At 61.5% G+C, this 19,065-nt stretch carries 18 protein-coding genes and 1 pseudogene; 12 read left to right on the forward strand and 7 right to left on the reverse strand.

The features are described from left to right. Positions 1 to 576: 576 nt before the first annotated feature. Positions 577 to 1,524 (forward strand): isocitrate lyase/PEP mutase family protein, encoded by a 948-nt coding sequence (locus C477_RS00680; RefSeq protein WP_008892491.1) that lies wholly within the window; start codon positions 577 to 579, stop codon positions 1,522 to 1,524. Positions 1,525 to 1,630: 106 nt separating this feature from the next. On the opposite strand, the gene C477_RS00685 is transcribed toward C477_RS00680, so the two are convergent. Then, positions 1,631 to 1,939, reverse strand: a complete 309-nt coding sequence (locus tag C477_RS00685; RefSeq protein WP_008892492.1) for a hypothetical protein — start codon at positions 1,937 to 1,939, stop codon at positions 1,631 to 1,633. A 256-nt stretch (positions 1,940 to 2,195) separates the two neighbouring features. Between C477_RS00685 and C477_RS00690 the strand changes: the two genes are divergently transcribed. The 3 genes from C477_RS00690 to C477_RS00700 all read left to right on the forward strand — a co-directional run bounded on the left by C477_RS00690 (position 2,196) and on the right by C477_RS00700 (position 4,977). After that, entirely contained in the window at positions 2,196 to 3,062 is an 867-nt protein-coding gene (locus tag C477_RS00690; RefSeq protein WP_008892493.1) for a metallophosphoesterase family protein, read from the forward strand. Positions 3,063 to 3,634: 572 nt separating this feature from the next. Then, complete coding sequence (locus tag C477_RS00695; RefSeq protein ID WP_008892494.1) at positions 3,635 to 4,510, forward strand: ParA family protein; 876 nt, start codon at positions 3,635 to 3,637, stop codon at positions 4,508 to 4,510. Then, the gene (locus tag C477_RS00700) at positions 4,507 to 4,977 is read left to right on the forward strand and encodes a hypothetical protein (protein ID WP_008892495.1); all 471 of its coding nucleotides are present in this window, start codon (positions 4,507 to 4,509) and stop codon (positions 4,975 to 4,977) included. Before C477_RS00695 ends, C477_RS00700 begins: the two co-directional genes overlap by 4 nt. Before the next feature lie 239 nt (positions 4,978 to 5,216). On the opposite strand, the gene C477_RS00705 is transcribed toward C477_RS00700, so the two are convergent. Then, entirely contained in the window at positions 5,217 to 5,606 is a 390-nt protein-coding gene (locus C477_RS00705; RefSeq protein ID WP_008892496.1) for a hypothetical protein, read from the reverse strand. Between the two features lie 177 nt (positions 5,607 to 5,783). Between C477_RS00705 and C477_RS00710 the strand changes: the two genes are divergently transcribed. Further along, entirely contained in the window at positions 5,784 to 6,077 is a 294-nt protein-coding gene (locus C477_RS00710) for a hypothetical protein (RefSeq protein WP_008892497.1), read from the forward strand. A 53-nt stretch (positions 6,078 to 6,130) separates the two neighbouring features. Here C477_RS00710 and C477_RS00715 read toward each other — a convergent pair whose 3' ends face one another. The 3 genes and pseudogenes from C477_RS00715 to C477_RS00720 all read right to left on the reverse strand — a co-directional run bounded on the left by C477_RS00715 (position 6,131) and on the right by C477_RS00720 (position 10,478). Then, complete coding sequence (locus C477_RS00715) at positions 6,131 to 8,590, reverse strand: PAS domain-containing sensor histidine kinase (protein ID WP_008892498.1); 2,460 nt, start codon at positions 8,588 to 8,590, stop codon at positions 6,131 to 6,133. A gap of 283 nt (positions 8,591 to 8,873) precedes the next feature. Further along, positions 8,874 to 8,990 (reverse strand): annotated as a pseudogene (locus C477_RS23320) (IS5/IS1182 family transposase); the annotation flags it as partial. Positions 8,991 to 9,320: 330 nt separating this feature from the next. Next, complete coding sequence (locus C477_RS00720) at positions 9,321 to 10,478, reverse strand: Fic family protein (protein ID WP_049914065.1); 1,158 nt, start codon at positions 10,476 to 10,478, stop codon at positions 9,321 to 9,323. A 129-nt stretch (positions 10,479 to 10,607) separates the two neighbouring features. Here C477_RS00720 and C477_RS00725 point away from each other — a divergent pair, with 129 nt between their 5' ends. After that, on the forward strand, positions 10,608 to 10,838 hold the full coding sequence (locus C477_RS00725) for a helix-turn-helix domain-containing protein (protein WP_338032974.1): 231 nt from the start codon (positions 10,608 to 10,610) through the stop codon (positions 10,836 to 10,838). Positions 10,839 to 10,890: 52 nt separating this feature from the next. Here C477_RS00725 and C477_RS00730 read toward each other — a convergent pair whose 3' ends face one another. Further along, positions 10,891 to 11,736: a universal stress protein gene (locus tag C477_RS00730; protein ID WP_008892502.1), complete on the reverse strand. Its 846-nt coding sequence runs from the start codon at positions 11,734 to 11,736 to the stop codon at positions 10,891 to 10,893. Positions 11,737 to 12,100: 364 nt separating this feature from the next. On the opposite strand from C477_RS00730, the gene C477_RS00735 reads away from it, so the two are divergent. The 6 genes from C477_RS00735 to C477_RS00760 all read left to right on the forward strand — a co-directional run bounded on the left by C477_RS00735 (position 12,101) and on the right by C477_RS00760 (position 18,449). Continuing rightward, positions 12,101 to 12,247: a DUF7512 family protein gene (locus tag C477_RS00735; protein ID WP_449404389.1), complete on the forward strand. Its 147-nt coding sequence runs from the start codon at positions 12,101 to 12,103 to the stop codon at positions 12,245 to 12,247. After that, complete coding sequence (locus C477_RS00740; protein ID WP_008892504.1) at positions 12,247 to 13,287, forward strand: sulfite exporter TauE/SafE family protein; 1,041 nt, start codon at positions 12,247 to 12,249, stop codon at positions 13,285 to 13,287. The genes C477_RS00735 and C477_RS00740 overlap by 1 nt, the downstream gene beginning before the upstream one ends. Positions 13,288 to 13,388: 101 nt before the next feature. Next, the gene (locus C477_RS00745) at positions 13,389 to 13,802 is read left to right on the forward strand and encodes a helix-turn-helix domain-containing protein (RefSeq protein ID WP_008892505.1); all 414 of its coding nucleotides are present in this window, start codon (positions 13,389 to 13,391) and stop codon (positions 13,800 to 13,802) included. Positions 13,803 to 14,054: 252 nt separating this feature from the next. After that, entirely contained in the window at positions 14,055 to 15,188 is a 1,134-nt protein-coding gene (locus C477_RS00750) for an MBL fold metallo-hydrolase (RefSeq protein ID WP_008892506.1), read from the forward strand. Positions 15,189 to 15,398: 210 nt separating this feature from the next. After that, positions 15,399 to 16,343, forward strand: coding sequence for a ZIP family metal transporter (locus C477_RS00755; RefSeq protein ID WP_008892507.1), 945 nt, complete (start codon positions 15,399 to 15,401; stop codon positions 16,341 to 16,343). Positions 16,344 to 16,661: 318 nt separating this feature from the next. Beyond that, positions 16,662 to 18,449, forward strand: a complete 1,788-nt coding sequence (locus C477_RS00760) for a carbamoyltransferase family protein (RefSeq protein WP_008892508.1) — start codon at positions 16,662 to 16,664, stop codon at positions 18,447 to 18,449. A gap of 33 nt (positions 18,450 to 18,482) precedes the next feature. Here C477_RS00760 and C477_RS00765 read toward each other — a convergent pair whose 3' ends face one another. Further along, the gene (locus C477_RS00765) at positions 18,483 to 18,854 is read right to left on the reverse strand and encodes a thioredoxin family protein (protein WP_008892509.1); all 372 of its coding nucleotides are present in this window, start codon (positions 18,852 to 18,854) and stop codon (positions 18,483 to 18,485) included. Positions 18,855 to 19,065 lie beyond the last annotated feature (211 nt).

The following is a 19,065-nucleotide window of genomic DNA, read 5'->3' on the forward strand; positions in this document are numbered from 1 at the left end:
CCGTTATCTGCACACCCCTGCCTCCGTTCGTGGAGAAACGACGGAAACGTGGGGGGTGGGGGTTCACCTCTGTTCTCAGCACCCCTTCGGTTCCCTCTCGATACGTCGGAAACGTGGGGTGGGTGTCTCCTCCCATCTAGCTCTCCTTTCCGAGTCGCCTTCCCAATACGAGCATACTCAGTAGTCTCGACGTCAGCTGATTTTCGAGTCGATGAGTTCCATCGCAGTAGCGAACTCACTTCCGGGAATACTCCCGTTGCTGACCAGGAGATCAGAGACGATTACTGCCGCTCGAGGACAGTCAGTCCGCCTTCCCGACACTCGAGGCCTCCCCAACACTCGAGGCCAAGAATATTTCCCCGTGGGTGGTTGCTGTTCTGGTCGCGAGTCGTACGGAAGAGCGTCACTTGAATCGGTCATGCTCGTACCGAAGTGACGACGTCTTCGACCTTGATCCGAGCTATTCGGTTCCCAGTCTGCTTAAGAGCCAGATGAGAACTACTGAAACGAACGCCACCGACGACGCGTCCGAATCGCATCGATACCGACTTCCTTCCGACCGGCGAGTGATCGGGTATGACCGATTCCGGTACCGCGCTTCGAGAGCGTCTCGACCGCGACGAACTACTGGTCTGTCCCGGCGTTCACGATCCGCTCACCGCCGGCGTCGCCGACGCCGTCGGCTTCGACGCGATCTACATGACCGGGTACGGGACGTCGCTATCGAAGACCGGCTATCCCGACGCCGGGTTCATCACGATGCCGGAGATGATCGACAACGCCGCGACCATTCAAGAGCGGATCGACGTTCCGCTTATCGCCGATGCCGACAACGGGTACGGAAACGCGACGAACGTGATCCGGACCGTCCGAGAGTACATCAACGCCGGCGTCGGTGCGATCCACATCGAGGACCAGACCTTCCCGAAACGCTGTGGCCACACGAAAGGCCGACAGGTCATCCCACGAGAAGAGGCGGTCGGAAAGATCGAAGCCGCGGCCGACGTTCGCGACGATCGCGCCGAAGACTTCGTTCTCATCGCTCGAACCGACGCCCGCGGAACGGGAGACGGCTCCCTCGACGAAGCGATCGGGCGCGCGAACGATTTTCTCGAGGCCGGCGCCGACGTCGCGTTCGTTGAGGGACCGACCGACGAATCGGAACTCGAGCGAATCGGCCGGGAGGTCTCGGGTCCGCTCGTCTACAACTTCGTCGGTGACCTCGGCTCCTCGCCGTACGTCGACCTCTCGTCGCTCGACGAGTGGGGATTCGATCTCGTGATATTCCCGATCGCGTCGACGCTGTCGACGATCCCGAACGTCCACGCCGACCTCAGCGCCTTCGCGGACGATCCCGTCGGGGCGATGCAGGCCATCGACGACGAGTTCAACGCCCAACCCGTCGGGAGCCTCCACGAGTTCGCCGGCTTTCCGGAGGTCGTCGACTGGGAACGGCAGTACCTCCCCGACGAGGAACAAGACAAATACGCGGGCTCGCTCGGAGACGATCCCGAATCTGAATGAGTTGAGACGGACGCAGCCCTATTTCACGACGCGCACGCGTTGGAGACTGTTGGCGACTTGGAATTTCCACGGCACGAATGAACGTCGCGGCGGCTATCAAGCGCGCTTACGGAGGGTGGCCGGCGTCGGCGAGTTGCTCGAGGAAGTCTTCGAGGAGTTTCCGCGCGGTATCGTCGTCGCCGTCGGAATTGCGGTGACTGTCGACGGGGAGGTCGTAGACCGTTATCTCCGCACTGGTGAGGTTCGTTAGCGTCCCCGTCCGACACTCGAGGTTGAGAATCGCACCGGCGAAGATAACGATCGCCCGATGGTCGTCGACGTCGAGGAACTGGATCTCGAGTCGCTCGAGGATCGTCGTGACGTCGATCGCCGACGCGAACGTACACTGTTTGGAGACGTCGACAGCCGTACTCATCGTAATCGTCTTCGAGACGCAGTCTATTAGAACCTTACCTCGTTTCGAAATCTGTTCGGCGAGGTCGCAGATCGCAGGAGCTTCGAGACGCCGCGCTCCGGCGGCTCAGCAGCGCTTCGTTTTCCTTCCGTCTCAGTGGGATTGTTCTTTTTCGCGACCGCCGTCCGATCGTACTGGTGAACATGTTGGAACGCGGGAGCAACGCCAGTTTCGACGCAGTATTAAGCCGCTAGAGGGAGTCGTTCGACGCGATTCCATGCGATTGCTCGTACTCGGCGATCTCCACCTCGGCGAGGACGGATTCGACGCCGAACCACATCCCTCGTGGGATCGATTCGACGCGATCCTCACCGTCGGCGACGTCACTCACTCCCGCGTGACCGTAACGGACGGACGACCACAGCAGGGGGAACTGGTGGGTCTCGAGGAAGCGCGAGCGTTCTTTCGGCAGTTGGACGATCTCGGCGTCCCGGTCCTAACCGTCCCCGGCAACCACGATTACCGACGGCATGCGGAAGTGGTCCGCGAGCCGACGCGAGTGCGGAACCTCCATCGCGAGACGTATCCGATCGAGGGATACCGCGCGTTCGGACTCGGTAGCGAGACGTTCGATGCCGGCCCGGAGGTTCGATACGATCCCGACGCGGTGACAGAACCGGACGATCCGGACGCGTGGCTCGAGCGGGCGCTCGACTGCGCCGGTCGCGGCGAGGCGGACGCGCCCCTTCCCGAGTTGCGCGAGCGAATCGACGCGTTCGACGACCAGTTCGCTACCTACACCGACCGGTACGAGACGCTCCGGTCGCTCGCGACCGAGTGCGAAGGCGAACCGAACGCCGGGCGGATCGCGCTGACTCATCTCCCGCCGTTCGATACGCCGCTGGATCGCGTCGCGGAGTCGGTCCCACGTATCGGTGGCCGCCACTGGGGATCGATCGCGCTCAAGAACGTGCTCACCGAGTGCGATATCTCGTTCGTCGCGTGCGGCCACATTCACGAACGGGAAGGCGTCGCTACTGTCGCTGATACGCCCTGTCTCAATGCGGGCTTCCGGAGCGGCTACGACGTAACGCTTGAGGGCGACGACGTTTCGATTGCCGACGCCGAACCGCCCGAGCGGTGACGATCGATCGAGACGGAACGCAAGCGGATGTTCCAGTCCGACTCTGTTAGTTTCCTCAGATTCTAATCTAAGTATCTTAGACGCCTTTCTTAGGAAAGTTATGTAGACAACAGTAGCAGACATCTTCGAAGCAAGGGTAACGATCCTGACTGTCCAAGGCCGTCGGTCTCCGGTCACGAAATCCTGCGAACGGCGAAGATTTGTTGTGTTTCGCCCCTCGAAATCGGTCTCGAATTGGAATATCCGCTGAGCTCCTTACAATCGCACCTCTCACGAAGAACAGCCTATATCATCGCTGAGTCGAAGATAGCGGATATATCTAAGATACATATCTCTGTTTCTTAGATATCTTATTTTGATGACTGAGTTTGATACCGTCTCCTCCGCCGTTGTAATCCATGTTGTCTCTCGAACGTCAGCGGGATAGTAGTATGATCAATGGGGCTGGGGCTCTCAGATAAGGTTCTTAGATATGCTTCTTAGATATGTTCTTTAGGAATCTTACTTAGGCATCATATCTGTATGGCTTATTTGGAGAACATTCATATCAGCGTAGACCATCAGGGTTTCTTATGCTCTCGTACACCGTTTACAGCGAAGCTGGAGGCGTCGGGAAATCGTCCCTCACAGCGAATCTCGCTGCCGCGCACGCTCGAGCGGGACTCGACGTTCTCGTCGCCCCGTTGGATCCCCAGGACGGCGACCTCAGCCGACTGCTCGGCGTCGACGACGAGCGCGCCGATCACGAAGCCGACAACCTCGTCCGCCACATGGTCGGCAGTCCCCGCGGATCGTTCGACGATTTAATCCGGTCCGCCGAAGGGATCGACGTCATTCCGGAACACAATCTGCTCTCGGACCTCTCCGATTTCCTCACGCGCGAAAAACAGCAAGCCGAGAAGCTCGGTGACGCATACAACATCTACGCCCAACTCCAGCGCGTTCTTCAGGAAGCTGGCATCGCCGAGCAGTACGACGTTCTGATCTGTGACCCGCCGGCGACCGAATCGGATCACCTCTACAACGCGATTTATGCCACGCGGAACCTCGTGATTCCGGTCGAGCCCTCCGCGAAGGGCGAAGCCTCCGTCGACGGCCTTCAGCAGCTCGCGACGAACTTCGCCGACCGGATGGGTATCGAGGTCGGCGTCCTCGCCGCGGTGCCGAACGGGTTCAAGGGAACGAACGACCAGGCGGAACTCCTCGAGGAAATCTCGTTCCCGACGCCCGAGGTAATCGGCGACCGAACGTCGCTGATGGAAGGCTGCTGGAAGCAGCAGTGCTCGGCGTTCACGTACCAGCGCGAGCACCGCGACTACCCGCGAGATCACGAACTCGAGACGCTCGCCCAGTTCGATCGTCTCGCCCGGTATCTCGAGGAACAACGCGGAATCGAAGCGCCGAACCCACCCGAACCCGGCGCGCTCGAGGACGAGGTGACAGCATGACCGGGTTCAAGAGCGGTGCGAGCGCTGACGATCCGTTCGGCGACGCCGACGAGACGGATGACGAGTCCGAGACCGAGTCGGGGTCGGCGACCGAGTCGGCCGACTCGGCGTCTCGAGACGAGTCCGAGTCACCGGAGTCCGCTAGTCGAGACCAGCACCAAGAGACGGACAGCGAATCGACGGCTGATAGCGAACCGACGACGGACGACGACTCGGCGACCGATAGCCGCGGCTTGCCGTGGATCTACGAGCGCAACAGCATCACGGACGGACGGAAGAAGACCGTCCAACTGCACCTGCAAAAGTCCTCTCTCGACCGCGAACGCGATACGCGGTTGGAGATCGAAGACGTGCTCGACGAGTCGGTCAAGAAGGCCGATCTCCGCGAAGCCGCGTTGCTCGTCGGCCTCGAGCACATCGACCAGGTCGCCGATCAGCTTCGCGAGTGGGGGTACGACTTCGACTAGCCTCGCTGTTTGCCCCGTTCTGACGGCGAATTAGCTGTACTCCCTTTACGCTAGTCATCAAGCGTGTCCAAGAGTCCTCTTCGTCTATCTGATCGCCAAATCACTGTTCGTACGTAATCCTTCTCAACCACTAAATAACTGAATCGAACCGACGCTGACACCCTCAACGGTCGCGAGAGACGCCAGCCGACCATCCGATCTTCATCCGTAGTGCGACTCGAGTGCGTTCCGAACGCGATTCAGGCAGGAACTGAAGCGCTCGAGTTGACGGTCGATTGAATATACCGTCGACCCACGAGCGTAGCAACGACGACGACCAGCATGATGCCGAGTGAGAGCGGGAGCGGTTGGCTCCCGACCAGCCAGTCCCCCGCCGGAGTTTGGTAGAGAATCGTCGCCGGGGCCGCTCCGCCGAGTGCGACGGCGGCGAGTCCGACCAGACTCTGGAGAACGTACTGCTCCGGTTCGACATACAGGTAGACGCCGATCAGGACCGGCAGGCTACCGAGTACGAGTCCCGACACCTCTCCGGTTAGCGGGTCGATGTACAGGATCCAGTACAGTGCGAGAACGGCACCGATAACGATCGAGAGATCGAATTTTTGGTCAGTATATATCGTTGATACCATACGATTTCAGACGGGAGAGTGATGTATAGCTCTTCGCGTGGTTCAAAGAGGGATTGTAGTTTATCAGCGCGTTCTCCCTACTTCACACGTTTCGCATTCAGCAGCCGGCCGAGTGCCCTTCAATATCGACGAAATTTCACCAACAAGCGCCTTCGCGATCACACCTACTCTCGAGCCGTGGACCCACTAGAAGACTGGCTCGAGACGCCCCAGATGAACAATAGGCTCCTTCAATACACAGTGCAGACGACTACTACTATGTTAGATATAGTTATTATACTATTACTTGTTGCACTCGTGATCCAGTTTCCGATAGGAATCCTCCTGTACCTCGATGCGAAACGGCTCGATCTCAAAAACCCGGAACTGTACTGGCTGGGTGTAATCGTCCCCGCAGGAGGATTTGCGGTGATCCTGTACTACCTCTCAGAACGAAAAACCCTCCTGAAGAACGAACCTGAGATGCCATAGACGTCTTCGATCGACCGTAAGAGGGACGAACCGAGCGGCTTGCTGGTAGCCGCTCACGCTGCCGGGAGCGTAAACGAGAACGTGGTCCCCTCTCCAGGCTCGGAATCGACGCGAATATCGCCGTCGTGGCGCTCGACGATCCGTTGGCAAAGCGAGAGTCCGATGCCGGTCCCCGGATGTTCGTCGCGGCCGTGAAGCCGCTGAAACACCTCGAAGATCCGGTCTTGGTCTTCGGGATCGATCCCGATCCCCTCGTCGCGGACCGAAACTTTCCACCTCGAGCCCCGTCGGTCGGCCGAGATCCGAACCCGCGGCGGCTCGTCGCCGCTGTACTCGAGCGCGTTGCTCACTAGGTTCTGGAAGACCTGCTGAAGCTGGCTCTCGTCGCCGCGGACCCGCGGGAGCGATTCCGTCTCGATAGAGGCGCTGGTCTCCTCGATCCTCACCTGCAGGTTCCCGATCGCGTCGTCGACCACCTCGTCGAGATCGATCGGTTCGAGCGGCTCGCCCTGCGTTTCGACCCGGGAGTACTCGAGCAGCCCGTCGATCATCTTGCGCATGCGCTCGGCGCCGTCGACGGCGAACTCGATGAACTCCTCGGCGTCTCCGTCGAGCTCGTCGGTGTAGCGACTCTCGAGCAGTTGCAGATAGCTCGTGACCATCCGTAGGGGCTCCTGCAGGTCGTGGCTCGCTGCATAGGCGAACTGCTCTAAGCGCTCGTTTGATTCCTCGAGTTTGCGCTGGTACTCCTTTCGCTCGCTCACGTCCCGAAAGTAGACCGAGAGTCCGGTCTCGGAGGGGTAGACGTTGAACTCGAACCAGACGTCGTCTTCGTCCACGTAGATCTCGAAGGTGACGGGCTCTTGGGTCTCCAGGGCCCGTTCGAACTCCTCCCGATGGCGGTCTTCCGTTCCGTCGGGAACGACGTCCCAGGCCTTCCGATCGAGGATTTCGTCTTTCGGTCGCCCGACGAGTTCCGCGGCGTGATCGTTGAGGTGGGTGAATCGGAACTCGTCGTCCAGCGCGTAGAAGGCGTCGGAGATCCGGCCGAGGATCTCGCTCAGTTCGGTCTCGAGCTCGCTCTTTCGTTGTTCGAGCTGTCGCTCGCGCTCTTTCAGTTCGGTGATGTCCTTGCTGCCCGTGATGATGCGTTCGATCTCCCCGTCCGGTCCGAAGACCGGCGCCGTATTGACCCGGAAGTACAGCCGCTCGCCGTCCGGCGGTTCGAATATCAGCTCCTCGTCGAAGATCGGCTCACCCGTCCGCAAGACGCGGCCCGACGTCGTCTCCTCGGGCTCGAGGAGTTCGCCGTCGGCGTCGTAGATCTTCCACTCGCCGGTGTCCACCGGATTGTCGGTGAACTCCGACTCCGAAAGTCCGAACGTCTCTTGGGCCCGTTGGTTGGCCAGTATCGTCTCGCGATCGGCGTTCTGGACCGCGATCCCCACCGGCGCCGTTCGCAGGAGCTTTTCGGTCTGCTCGTACTCGCGGCGGAGTTCCCGTTCTCGTTCCTTCTGCTCGGTGATGTCGTCCACCGCCAGGACGACCCTCGACTCGTCGTCCTCGGCGTGCTCGAGCGGCACGGCGGTGATCGAGAGCCACCGGGAGCCGACCGCCGGCACATCGACCTGACACTGGTAGTCCTCTATCGGGCGCCCGGTCTCGAGGACCCGCGTCCAGGGCCGCTCGTCGGCCGGAATCGGCTCGCCGTCGACGTCGTAGAGGTTCCACGAGTCGATCGATGACGACTCGGACGCTCCCGGCTCGATATCGAATCGGTCGGCCAGCCGCTGGTTCGCCCGAACGATGTCGTCCGACGGCGTGAGCAGGCCGATACCGACCGGGACCGTCTCGAGGATCTGCTCGGTGAAGTCGCGCTCCCGCTGCAGTTGCTGCTCGTAGGCCCGCCGCTCGGTCATATCGCGAGTGACCTTCGTAAAGCCCTGCAGCGTTCCCTCCTCGTCGCGGACGGCCGTGATGGTGACGGTCGCCCAGAACCGGGAGCCGTCGGCGCGGACGCGCCATCCTTCGTCCTCGACCCGGCCCTCGTCCCGCGCGATGTCGAGGTTCCGCTCGGGCGCTCCGTCGGCGACCGCCGCGTCGGTGTAGAACGTCGAGACGTGCTCGCCGACGATCTCGTCCGTCTCGTAGCCCTTGATCCGGTTCGCCCCCTCGTTCCAGCTGGCGACGGTGCCGTCGGGATCGAGCGTGATGATCGCATAATCCGTGACGGCGCTCACGAAGGCCTCGAACTCCGCGCCGTCGTTTCCGTCTCTCTCGTCGGTCGACCGCTCGGATCGCCACCACACTCGAGTCCCCGGCTCGAGTTCCCTCGTCTGCAGTTCGTCGCGTTCCGCGAGTTCCTCGAGGACTCGGCGTGCGGTCTGTGGCGGACACGCTATCCGGTCGGCGACTTCGGGTGCCGTGATCGGCGCGGACGACTGGTCCAACCCCGCAAATACGCTCCGGACGTCCTCGCGGGTCACGTCCTGAGCGGAATCGGGACGGTCCATGAATATGTGCTGCGTACGAGTCGGATCCGTAAATCCTTGACGTGAGAGACGAGTGCGGAGTGAGCCGTGTGCCTTCGTCCGAGCTACCGTACTTGCAGTGCCATCGCAGTGACGCTGGTAACGGGTGTCGCTCGCTGATCGATGCGGCGTCGAGATTGTCCGGGACAATGACGAGATCGCCCAGCTGCCGCCGGCCGACGGTCACATCGAAACCAGCGGGGTGATCACGTCTGGATCAAACACTCCTTCAACTGCCGTGTTGAATAGGGGTACGGCACGGTGATCAGAGTGGCTCACAAAGCTGTTCGATGTTTGGAATGGCAAACATAAGGACGATCTCACGGAACTCTCGATACCAAGCCTGCGCTCGCACGGCGGAGCCGAGCGAGCGCTTCGTTGTTTAACTAAGCGCTTACATGTCTCAACGAAGTCGAGGAGGTCTACTTCAGTCATACTGACTTTCCTCGGCTTCGTCCTTACTGATTTGACGGTCTACCCCGACGCTGTCTTGCTATTCAACAGAAGACTTTCAACAACTATACAGATGCGTCCCGATATCACTCCGTGGGAGTACGGCCGATCAGTTCGAACGGATTCAAAACCACCTCGAGACTGGCGTGGTCACGAACTTTCACGGGCCGATGTCGTTGGGGTCTTGATGGCGGACTTCGAGGAATTCGAAGCGGTACCGTTCGACGACGTAGCGGGCCGTGAACCGACAGTCTCCGAACTAGTGATCCGGCCTTCTCTCGAGGATGTCGAAAATATCGATCGCTTTGTACTCTTGATTCCGCTGTTTGCCAGTCGCCTCAACGAGAACACCGTCGGATACTAACTCCTCGATGGCGTTATACGCGGTTTGCCGACTGACATCGAACTCGTCTTGGACATCGGTAGCAGTGAAGTACGGCATGTCGAAGACGCCCCGCGCGAGGCGATGACTCGTTTTCTGGTGTGGATACCGTTGCTCGTAGTCGCGCCGAAGTTCCATCAGCCGCTGTGTCCGCTCGTACGAGTCCCGCGCCTGCACCTCGATTCCGTCGATGAAAAACGCGATCCAGTCGTGCCAGTCCCCGGTTTCGCTCACAGAGCGCATCTTCTCGACATATTCCTGCTTGTTGCGATTGAAGTAGGCGCTCGGATAGAGATACGGCTGACTCAGATATCCTTCAGCGCAGAGCTGTAATACGATGAGAATGCGACCAAGCCGGCCGTTCCCGTCTGCACAGGGATGAACCGTCTCGAACTGATAATGCGTAACCGCGAGATCAACGAGCGGGTGATATTGGCCGCCCATTTGGATATACGTCTCCAGAGAGTCCATCAGCTCGGGAACCGATTGGTGCGGCGGGGGAACGAACGGCGGTTGACTGGCGTACGGAGACGGGAGGTGGACATCGGTCGTCCGCCATTCTCCGACGACTTCACCTTCGTTTCGAACGTTTTCGAGGAGCAACTCGTGGAGCGACTGGAGGAGTTCGAGCGTTATCGGTTCGCCCTCTTTGATCGCGTTAAATCCTTTTTGAAGGGCGCGTTCGGCATTCAGGACCTCCTGCAAGTCTCGACTCACGTCGACGTTCTCGTTTCCGCTGGTCCGCGTGTGATGGGCGTATACTTCGTCCACGTCGACATTAGCGCCTTCTATTTCGGCGGTTTCGACGGCCTCGAGTCGAACGAGGGACGTATAGAGGACCGGTGAGAAATCGACGGTTGGACTGATTCCGTCGATTCGGCCGAGCTGAAAGGACGCCTCGGCGATACGTTCCGTGAGTTCGTCGTCGATATCGATTCGTGTCGAGAGGGGGAGCTTGTCCGGAATGTAGTATGGGTGTGGATGAGATTCGCGATAGTGTCCGGGTGCCTCTTCCGGAAGTTCTCGAGTCCGCATTTGACTATACCACGAACTCTGGCCTGTTAATCATACCGCTCTTAAATGGACTTGATTACTGGTGTCTGAGACGGCCCTACTCAAAATACGAGACGAGAGTTTGGAGAACGGGTCCTCTTGCGACAGCGATTGACTGCAGAGCAGGCCACGCAGGTCCCTTTGACGGATCGGCAGTTCGAGGTCTTTCTGACCGCTCTCGACGCGTGGTACTACGACGTTCCACGCGAGGCGACGCTGACGGCAGTCGCGTCGGCGCTCGGCGTGACCAAGTCGACCTGTAGCGACGTCTTACACCGCGCGGAGAGCGCGGTCGCCCGCTGGTTCGCGGACGAATCCGTCGACTCTCGTGAGCGCGCCTGATGAACGCTCACGGCGGATCGGGCCGGAGACGGTTCCGGTTTCGGGTCGCCTATCAGGCCGTTCGGTCCGGGGGGATCAACATGACGTTGCCGTCCGCTCGCGCGACGATGTCTTCGGAGACGCTCCCGAGCAACAGTCGGCGGAGCCGGCTGTGACCGCGCGAGCCGACGAGGACCGTCGTCGGCTCGTACTCCTCCTCCGCGGCCAGAATCTCGCCGGCGGGATCGCCTTGCCGGACCTCGGTTCGCGTCTCGATCCCCCACTCCTCGAGTTGCGCCGCCAGCTCCGCCAGTCGCGCTTCGGGATCAGCGTCCTCCGGAAGCACCGGATCCTTCGGCGTTTCGACGTGGACCAGCGTCGCCTCCTGCGTCGCGTGGCGGAGGTAGGAGAACGTCTCGAACGCCCGCTCGGCGTTCTCCGAGAAGTCCGTCGCGTACAGCATCCGCCGGAACAGGTGTTCGCGGAGGACGTCCGGCTCGTCCGCCCCGCGCTCGATCCGGTTGACGAGCAGCGGGACGACCGTCGTCCGCGCGAGGTTGCGCGCGGTCGATCCGATGACGCGGTTCTCGAGCGGGCTCTTCCCCCGCGAGCCGACGACCGTGAGGCTGGCGCCGATCGCCTCGGCAACGCCGTTGATTCGCCGGTGGGGCGTGCCGCGGACGACGTGCGCCTCGACGTCGAAGCCCGCGTCTTCGATGACGCGGCGGTAGCGCCCCAGTGCCTGCTCGCGCCGTTCCTCGAAGTCGATCCCAGGCATCCCCGCATGGACGTTCGACGGGATTACGGTCACGAGGTGGATCTCCTCGACGCCGATTCGACCGAGGCACTCGAGGCAGGTCTCGCTCTCGATCGTCGCCTCGCTGGCGGCGGAGAGGTCGGTCGCGCAGATCGCTTTCATACTACTCGTAGGGCCGACGCCATGATATTGTTTCCGGTGGTCAATACCGACATCGTCCGATCGATCGCGGACATGTGGACTGCGACTCGGACACCGGCGACCACTAGCCGGAAAGACGTCACTGCGGTGACCGATAGAATCGCTCGAGGCAGTCGCCTCGACCGCGCGCGAACTGTAGCAGACGGCTCGCCACTTGAACCGTATATCCGAATAGGTTATCCAAATATTTCCGTAGGATAGCCGTGTGATTGATCGCAGTAATATTGTACGCAATTCCCAAAAGCGTTATAGCCATCCTCCGGGTAGACGATAGTGAGCAGAAAACCATGAGATGCACACAACCGAACGGCGGTGGTCGATCGCGATGATCGACCTCGCCGCGTCTTCGTCAACAGTACAGGCGGGAACCCTCGTCGGCGCCGTCCTCCTCGAGGCGTTCGTCCTCTACGTCGGGTACGGCGCGCTCGAGCGAGTCGCAATGCCGATCGTCGAGCGGGTGAAACACGCATAATGGAGCTATTCGGAATCGCACTGGCGACGCTCGCGCTGTTCGTGAGCTTCGGCTTCATGGTCGGCGTGCTGTTCGGTTTCTTCGGGATGGGCGGCTCGTTCCTCGTCACGCCCGCGTTGCTCGTGATGGGATATCCCGCCAGAGTCGCCGTCGGGAGCGGGATGGCCTTCGTCTTCGGGACGGCAGTGATCGCGACGTTAAAACACCACGACCTGGGACAGGTCGACTACAAACTCGGCGGATTGATGATCGTCGGCACGTCCGTCGGCATCGAAATCGGGCGAATCGGGGTGTTCTACCTCGAGGAACTCGGTCTCGCCAGCGGGGTCATCGGCGTCACGTACGTCGTCCTGCTGGGCGCGATCGGCTTGTTCGTCACGCGTAACGCGCTCACGGACGACGGTGGAGAGGATTCGAGCGGCGGCCACCACGACGCCGCGGACGAGGAGATCGATCCGGACGCGATCCCGGACGTCGCGAAGAAGATCCAGTCGTACCGCGTCCCGCCGATGATGACGATCGCGGGTGGCATCCAGGTCTCGCTGTGGATGGTCCTCGGCGTCGCGTTCGCGACGGGGCTGCTATCGGGCTTCCTCGGCGTCGGCGGTGGCTTCATCCGGATGCCCGCGATGTTTTACCTCATTGGGGTCCCCGTTCCGGTGGCGGTCGGGACCGATCTGTTCGAGATCGTCTTCTCGGGTGGGATCGGCTCGTTCCTCTACGGGATGGAAGGCGGCGTCGATCTCTCGATCGTCGCGCCCTTGCTCGCGGGGAGTGCACTCGGTGCTCGCATCGGATCGGCCGCGACCGGTATCGTCGACGAGGCCGACATCAAAATCTACTTCGGGCTGATGCTGCTCGGTGGATCGATCGCCGTCGCGTTCCGCCAGGCTGGCGACTACCTCGGAATGGAAGTCCTGAGTACGATCAGCTTCGCGCTGATTCTGCTCTCGGCGTTCATGGTCAGCGGGGCCGTGATCTACAGCACGATCGCGACGATGCGATCGGAGTCGAAGGCGTCTGCGGCGTCCGCGGACTAACGTCAGAGACGCCGCTCACCGCGTTCGACTGCGGCGCATTGAGATTGCGCAATATTCACACAACCCTTATACCGGTGCGGTCCTTATCAGCGGATAGTAAAATGGCTAATTCGATGGCGGAACAACTGCAGCAGGATATGGAGTGTGAAGGGCTGTTGGAGTGTATTCACGGACTCAAGCAACTCGACAAGGAGTGCTTTCGCGTGCTGGTCGAGAGCGAAGAAGCGCTGACGATCGACGGGGTCGCCGACCAGGTCGACCGTGAACGCTCGACCGCGTACCGCTCGATCCAGCGGCTGCTCCAGAGCGGCTTCATCCAGAAAGAGCAGATCAACTACGACCAGGGCGGCTACTACCACGTCTACTATCNCTATCCGACGGACCCCACGCAGATCGCGAACGACATGCAGCGGATGTTAAACGACTGGTACGCGAAGATGGGGCAACTCATCCAGGAGTTCGAAGACAAGTACGAACACGCCGAAGCCGGCACCGAAATCCCAGCCCAGAGCTAACGAGAGCGCCTACAAGACACGTTCACGGTCCTCGAACGGGAACGACTCACCGCAGATGCGGTGCCGTTCACAGTTGTGACGTTCTTTTTCGATTTCTCTTCGAAATCCTATCCACGTATCGAATACGACCAGAGTCATGGACGCACCGTCAACAGGAACGAGAACAGTCGAATCGAACGTAAAGTCACGTAAATTTATTCGTTCGATCTGACCGACGGATTTAACACTGGGTATGGTGTAGTATTGGATGTAATGAGCAATACCAAACTCGATCCAGCCGACGTCGCTCGACGCATCGAGGAGGATGATGCAGCAGACCTCTTCGTCTTGGACGTCAGAAACAAAGACGACTACGAGGAATGGCGGATCGACGGGAGCACGAACGTCCCGATCTACGACGAGTTGCTGGAGTACGACTACTCCGGGCTCGAGGAGCATCTGGACGACCTCCCGAAAGACACGGAGATCGCGGTCGTCTGCGTCGCCGGTATCACGTCCGCGCGAGCGGCGGAGTTCCTGCGCGAACACGGATTCGACGCGAGATCCATCGACGACGGCATGAACGGCTGGGGTCGCGTCCACCGCCAGTACGACCTCGAGGAGCGTTCGGGTGTCGAGGGGGTCGTTCAGGTCGTCCGTCCCGGGACGGGGTGCGTCTCGTATCTCGCTCATGACGGTGACGAAGCGATCGTCGTCGACCCGAGCCAGTACATCGATCAGTACCTGAACGCGGCCGACGAGCGCGACCTCGAGATCGTCGGTGTCGCGGATACGCACGCCCACGCCGACCACGTTTCGGGAGCTCGCCGACTCGCGGGCGAACTGGACGTGCCGTACTACCTCCACGGGGACGACGCCGGCGACCTCGAGAACGTGACGGAACTCGAGGACGGCGAGACGATTCCCGTCGGCGAACGCGAACTCGAGATACTCCACACGCCAGGTCACACGCCCGGCAGCGTCTCGTTCCGATTCGGCGATGCGCTGCTCTCCGGCGACACGCTGTTCCTCCGCAGCGTTGGCCGTCCCGACCTCGAGGACGGCGCAGAGGAGGCCGTTCGGGAAGCCTCCGGCCAGTTGTTCGACAGCCTCGAGCGGCTGACGGCTCTCGAGGACGACACCGTCGTGCTGCCCGGTCACTTCAGCGACGAATCGGTTCGCCCCCTCGCGACCGAACTCGGTGACCTCCGGGCGGAGGCTACCAACGAACTCCTGAGTTACGTCGGGGACGGTGACGAGCAAGCGTTCGTCGAGACGATCGTCGAGAGCCTCGCGGACGAACCGGCCAACTACAACGAGATCAAGCAGATCAACTGGGGCAAGGAGCAGCCCGGTGGCGACATCGAGGCGCTCGAGCTCGGGCCGAACAACTGCGCAGCCAACTAACAGCCACATCGAATCCCGACACTGATCGCACCCGGTTCGGTTCGCGAGCAGGGACACGGTTCGATTCGGCGTGACGCTTCCAACTCGATCGACACGAACAACGGACCGGAGGCGACCACTGCTAGACCGTTTCGCCACTCTATTTTAGGATAGCCTAAATAAATTTGTTATTTTAGAAAAACTCTTTGTCGCCGCGTTCATACGTCGCATATGGCACTCGCGGAAAACCTCGTCGTCGTATTCGTCGCGGGCTTTATCACCGCGTTAGCGACGGGAATCGGCGCGTTGCCGTTCTTCTTCGTCGACGACTTCAGCGACCGCTGGAACGTTGGGCTGTGGGGGGTCGCGTCGGGAATCATGGTGACGGTCTCCGTGTTCGGTCTCGTCGACGAGGGACTCGCGTACGCTTCGGGCGGGGTTCCGGCGCTAATGGTCGGCGGTCTGCTCGCGGGCGTCGCGCTGGTTGAACTCTCCGACAGGGTCCTCGACGGGGTTGACCTCCACGGGAACGGGGACCACGAGCACGACCGCGAACGAGCCCGCAACGACGAACACGGACCCGACCTCGAGGCGGCGGACTCGAGCGAGGTCCGGGCGAACGGCGCCGGTCACGGACACGGTCACGGGGATGCGCCGATCGAGGCGACGGCGTTCGCCGAGGGAGACCTAAAGAAACTCGTCCTCATCCTCGGCATTCTAACGGTCCACAGCTTCCCCGAGGGCGTGGCGGTCGGCGTCTCGTTCGCCGAACTCGGACTCGAGGGCGGCGTCTCGATACTCGGATTTTCGATCCCGCTGCTCGCGGTGTTCATGACGATCGCCATCTCGATCCACAACGTTCCGGAGGGAACCGCCATCGCCATTCCGATGCGGACGATGGGGCTGTCCAACTGGCGGATGGTCGGTGCGGCGGTCTTCTCGAGCCTTCCCCAGCCGATCGGCGCGGTCATCGCGTTCGTGTTCGTCTCGTGGGCCGAGGCGTTCCTGCCGTTCGGTTTCGGATTCGCCGCCGGCGCGATGGTCTATCTGGTCGCGACGGAGTTCATTCCCGAGGCGCTCGAGACCGGCGCGGACCTCCCGAACAAGGGTCGTCGAGAGTTGCTCGTCGGGTTCGGTGCGGGTGTCGTGGCGATGGCACCAGTCACGCTCGTGTGACGTCCTCGCCTGCCCCAACTCGCGGGGCTTCCGACGAGGCGTACGAGAACGACATTCACTCGGCGACTCAGCGCTTCTCATCGGATCCGAGACCGGAACGCGCTCGCTCGAGTGGTTCCAGGCAGCCACGCCGAGCGTCGTCGAGGATATCCGGCCGATACGCACGGTTTTAGGTGCGTAGCGGCGATGGGGCGCTGTTGTCCGGAGGGGCCCGTCGTCCGCACGGCGATATATTCGACGATTTGCTGACCCAGCAAATCGTCACTGCCGTTTTGCTGTCGTCTGAGTTCGGGTAGAGTACGGTTACTTTCACGAGCCATGACTGACTATCGACTCGCGTTCAAACCCGCAATCGGACTCTACGGCCAGCACGATCCGAGCGCTGTCCTCTTCGAAGACGGCACGCCGGTCTTCGGCGTCGAGGAAGAGCGATACGCGCGGGAGAAACACGCGACGAACACCTTTCCGGAGCGCGCGATTCGAGCCTGTCTCGACCACCGCGATCTGACGCTCCCGAACGTCGATCGAATCCTCCTCCCGTACGAGCCGCGGCTCCGGGGCAAAATCGCCTCGCACTACGTCACCGACGCGATCCGAGCACCCGGCGGCGCACGGAAACTCTCCGCGCTCGAGGAGACGCTCGTCACGCAGGCTCGGAGTCGGTTCGTCCCGACTCGACAGATCGAGAACCGCCTCGAGTCCATCGGCGCGCCGGTGCCGCCGATCGAGACGATCCCTCACCACCGCTGTCACGCCGCGAGCGCGTTCCACCCGTCGGGATTCGACGAGGGCGTCGTCCTCACGATCGACGCGAAAGGCGAGTACGACTCGACGGTTGTTTGGCACGCTGACGGGGACGGATTGACGCGCGCCTACACCTACGAACATCCGAACAGTCTCGGTCTCTTCTTCGCGATCGTGACGGAGTATCTCGGCTACCGGATGTTCAACGGGGAGGGGAAAGTGATGGGACTCGCCCCGTACGGAAACGACAACCCGGAAATCGAAGGCGTGCTGCGCGACCTGATCGACACCGGCGCCGATTACGACGTCACCGCGCTGACGAAACGGTGGGGGACCGACCACGGCGTCGAGGTGCTCGAGGACGCGTTCGACCGTCCGCGTACCGAGACGCCCGGCGAGTTCGATCAGTGGGAGAAAGACCTCGCACACACCGCCCAGAAACTGCTCGAGGAGACGGTCGTAGCTATCGCGGAGACGGCCATCGAACAGACGGGGACGGACAACGTCGCGATCGCTGGCGGCGTCGCACTGAACTGCAAGCTGAACAAGCGCGTGCGCGAGTCGCCGCTGGTCGACGACGTCTTCGTCCAGCCGGTCGCCCACGATGCGGGCCTCGCGCTCGGCGCGGGCTGGTCCCAGCAGCCGCCGTCGGCCGTCGACCGCCAGACCGACGTCTACCTCGGGCCCGAGTACGACACGGCGGCGATCCGATCGATCCTCGAGACGAACAAGCTCGCGTACGCGGAGCCGGACGGCCTCGAGCGGTACGTCGCCGAACGGCTCGCGGACGGCGATCTCGTCGGCTGGTTCCAGGGACGGATGGAACTGGGGCCGCGGGCGCTGGGTGCCAGAAGCATTCTCGCCGATCCCCGCACCGCCGCGTCTCGCGATCGAGTGAATCGGTTCGTCAAACACCGCGAGGAGTGGCGCCCGTTCGCGCCATCGATGCTCGAGTCGGCCGCCGAGGAGTACCTCATCGACGGCGGTCCGGCGCCGTTCATGATCGACGCTTACGACATCCGACCCGAGAAGACGGACGACCTCGAGGCAGTCCTACATCCGGCCGACGACTCGACGCGCCCGCAGACCGTCCGCGAGGACCAGCACCAGCGCTATCACCGGCTCATCTCCGAGTTCGCCGACATCACCGGCGTGCCGGTCGTGCTGAACACCTCGTTCAACGATCACGCCGAACCGATCGTCCGGACGCCGACGCAGGCCATCAAGGATTTCTACGGGATGGGGCTCGACGTGCTCGTCCTCGAGGACTTCGTGATCGAAAAGAGAACGTCGAAAGCGGATCGGGACTCGGAGCTCTCGTTCGAGGAGAGCGACGGATCAACTCCGATCCCGGAGCAGTAGCGAAACCGCTCCTCGAGGTCGGTTAGCGCAGATTTAGTGCGCTGCGTGCGTTTCGAGCAGGTCGACGATCGTGTCGGCACTCTGGAAGCCGTCGTCGAGGCGAGCGACTTCCTCACCGTCTTTCAGGACGACGAGCGTCGGGACGCGCTGGACGCCGAATTCGGCGGTAAGGGCCAGGACGAGGCCAGCGTTCACCGTCGCCACGGCACCCGGCGCGCTGCGTGCGACTGCGCCGAGTACCGGTTCCATCGACGCGCAGATTCCGCATCCGGACGTGACGAACTCGAGCAGAACGAGGTCGTGTTCCTCGAGCAGGACCTCGTAGTCGGCTACGTCGTTCAACTGGACGGGTTTTTGCACCGGCCGGCCGTCGTCGGTGGGCTCCGAAGCTGTCGGTTCAGTCATTACCGGTGTTATGGGCCGGACGCATTTTAGTGTTGTGTGGATATCGTACAACACTACTGCGTCGATCGGCGAACAACGGTCGGTCGACGATAGCGTTCTGCCGATCGCGTACCCGCGGAATATATTGCTTCTATCTGTGACGGTCAGATCTCGCGATACGACCCCGAGAGTACGCTCGAGTGTGTCCGCTTCGCCGCTTTAGCGAACGATC

This window comes from Haloterrigena salina JCM 13891 (assembly GCF_000337495.1).
GTDB classification, from domain to species: domain Archaea; phylum Halobacteriota; class Halobacteria; order Halobacteriales; family Natrialbaceae; genus Haloterrigena; species Haloterrigena salina.

Bases quoted from the DNA above. Each gene is read 5' to 3' on its own strand.
- C477_RS00680 (WP_008892491.1), top strand. From the start codon at position 577: ATGACCGATTCCGGTACCGCGCTTCGAGAGCGTCTCGACCGCGACGAA.
- C477_RS00685 (WP_008892492.1), bottom strand. From the start codon at position 1,939: ATGAGTACGGCTGTCGACGTCTCCAAACAGTGTACGTTCGCGTCGGCG.
- C477_RS00690 (WP_008892493.1), top strand. From the start codon at position 2,196: ATGCGATTGCTCGTACTCGGCGATCTCCACCTCGGCGAGGACGGATTC.
- C477_RS00695 (WP_008892494.1), top strand. From the start codon at position 3,635: ATGCTCTCGTACACCGTTTACAGCGAAGCTGGAGGCGTCGGGAAATCG.
- C477_RS00700 (WP_008892495.1), top strand. From the start codon at position 4,507: ATGACCGGGTTCAAGAGCGGTGCGAGCGCTGACGATCCGTTCGGCGAC.
- C477_RS00705 (WP_008892496.1), bottom strand. From the start codon at position 5,606: ATGGTATCAACGATATATACTGACCAAAAATTCGATCTCTCGATCGTT.
- C477_RS00715 (WP_008892498.1), bottom strand. From the start codon at position 8,590: ATGGACCGTCCCGATTCCGCTCAGGACGTGACCCGCGAGGACGTCCGG.
- C477_RS00720 (WP_049914065.1), bottom strand. From the start codon at position 10,478: ATGCGGACTCGAGAACTTCCGGAAGAGGCACCCGGACACTATCGCGAA.
- C477_RS00730 (WP_008892502.1), bottom strand. From the start codon at position 11,736: ATGAAAGCGATCTGCGCGACCGACCTCTCCGCCGCCAGCGAGGCGACG.
- C477_RS00735 (WP_449404389.1), top strand. From the start codon at position 12,101: ATGATCGACCTCGCCGCGTCTTCGTCAACAGTACAGGCGGGAACCCTC.
- C477_RS00740 (WP_008892504.1), top strand. From the start codon at position 12,247: ATGGAGCTATTCGGAATCGCACTGGCGACGCTCGCGCTGTTCGTGAGC.
- C477_RS00750 (WP_008892506.1), top strand. From the start codon at position 14,055: ATGAGCAATACCAAACTCGATCCAGCCGACGTCGCTCGACGCATCGAG.
- C477_RS00755 (WP_008892507.1), top strand. From the start codon at position 15,399: ATGGCACTCGCGGAAAACCTCGTCGTCGTATTCGTCGCGGGCTTTATC.
- C477_RS00760 (WP_008892508.1), top strand. From the start codon at position 16,662: ATGACTGACTATCGACTCGCGTTCAAACCCGCAATCGGACTCTACGGC.
- C477_RS00765 (WP_008892509.1), bottom strand. From the start codon at position 18,854: ATGACTGAACCGACAGCTTCGGAGCCCACCGACGACGGCCGGCCGGTG.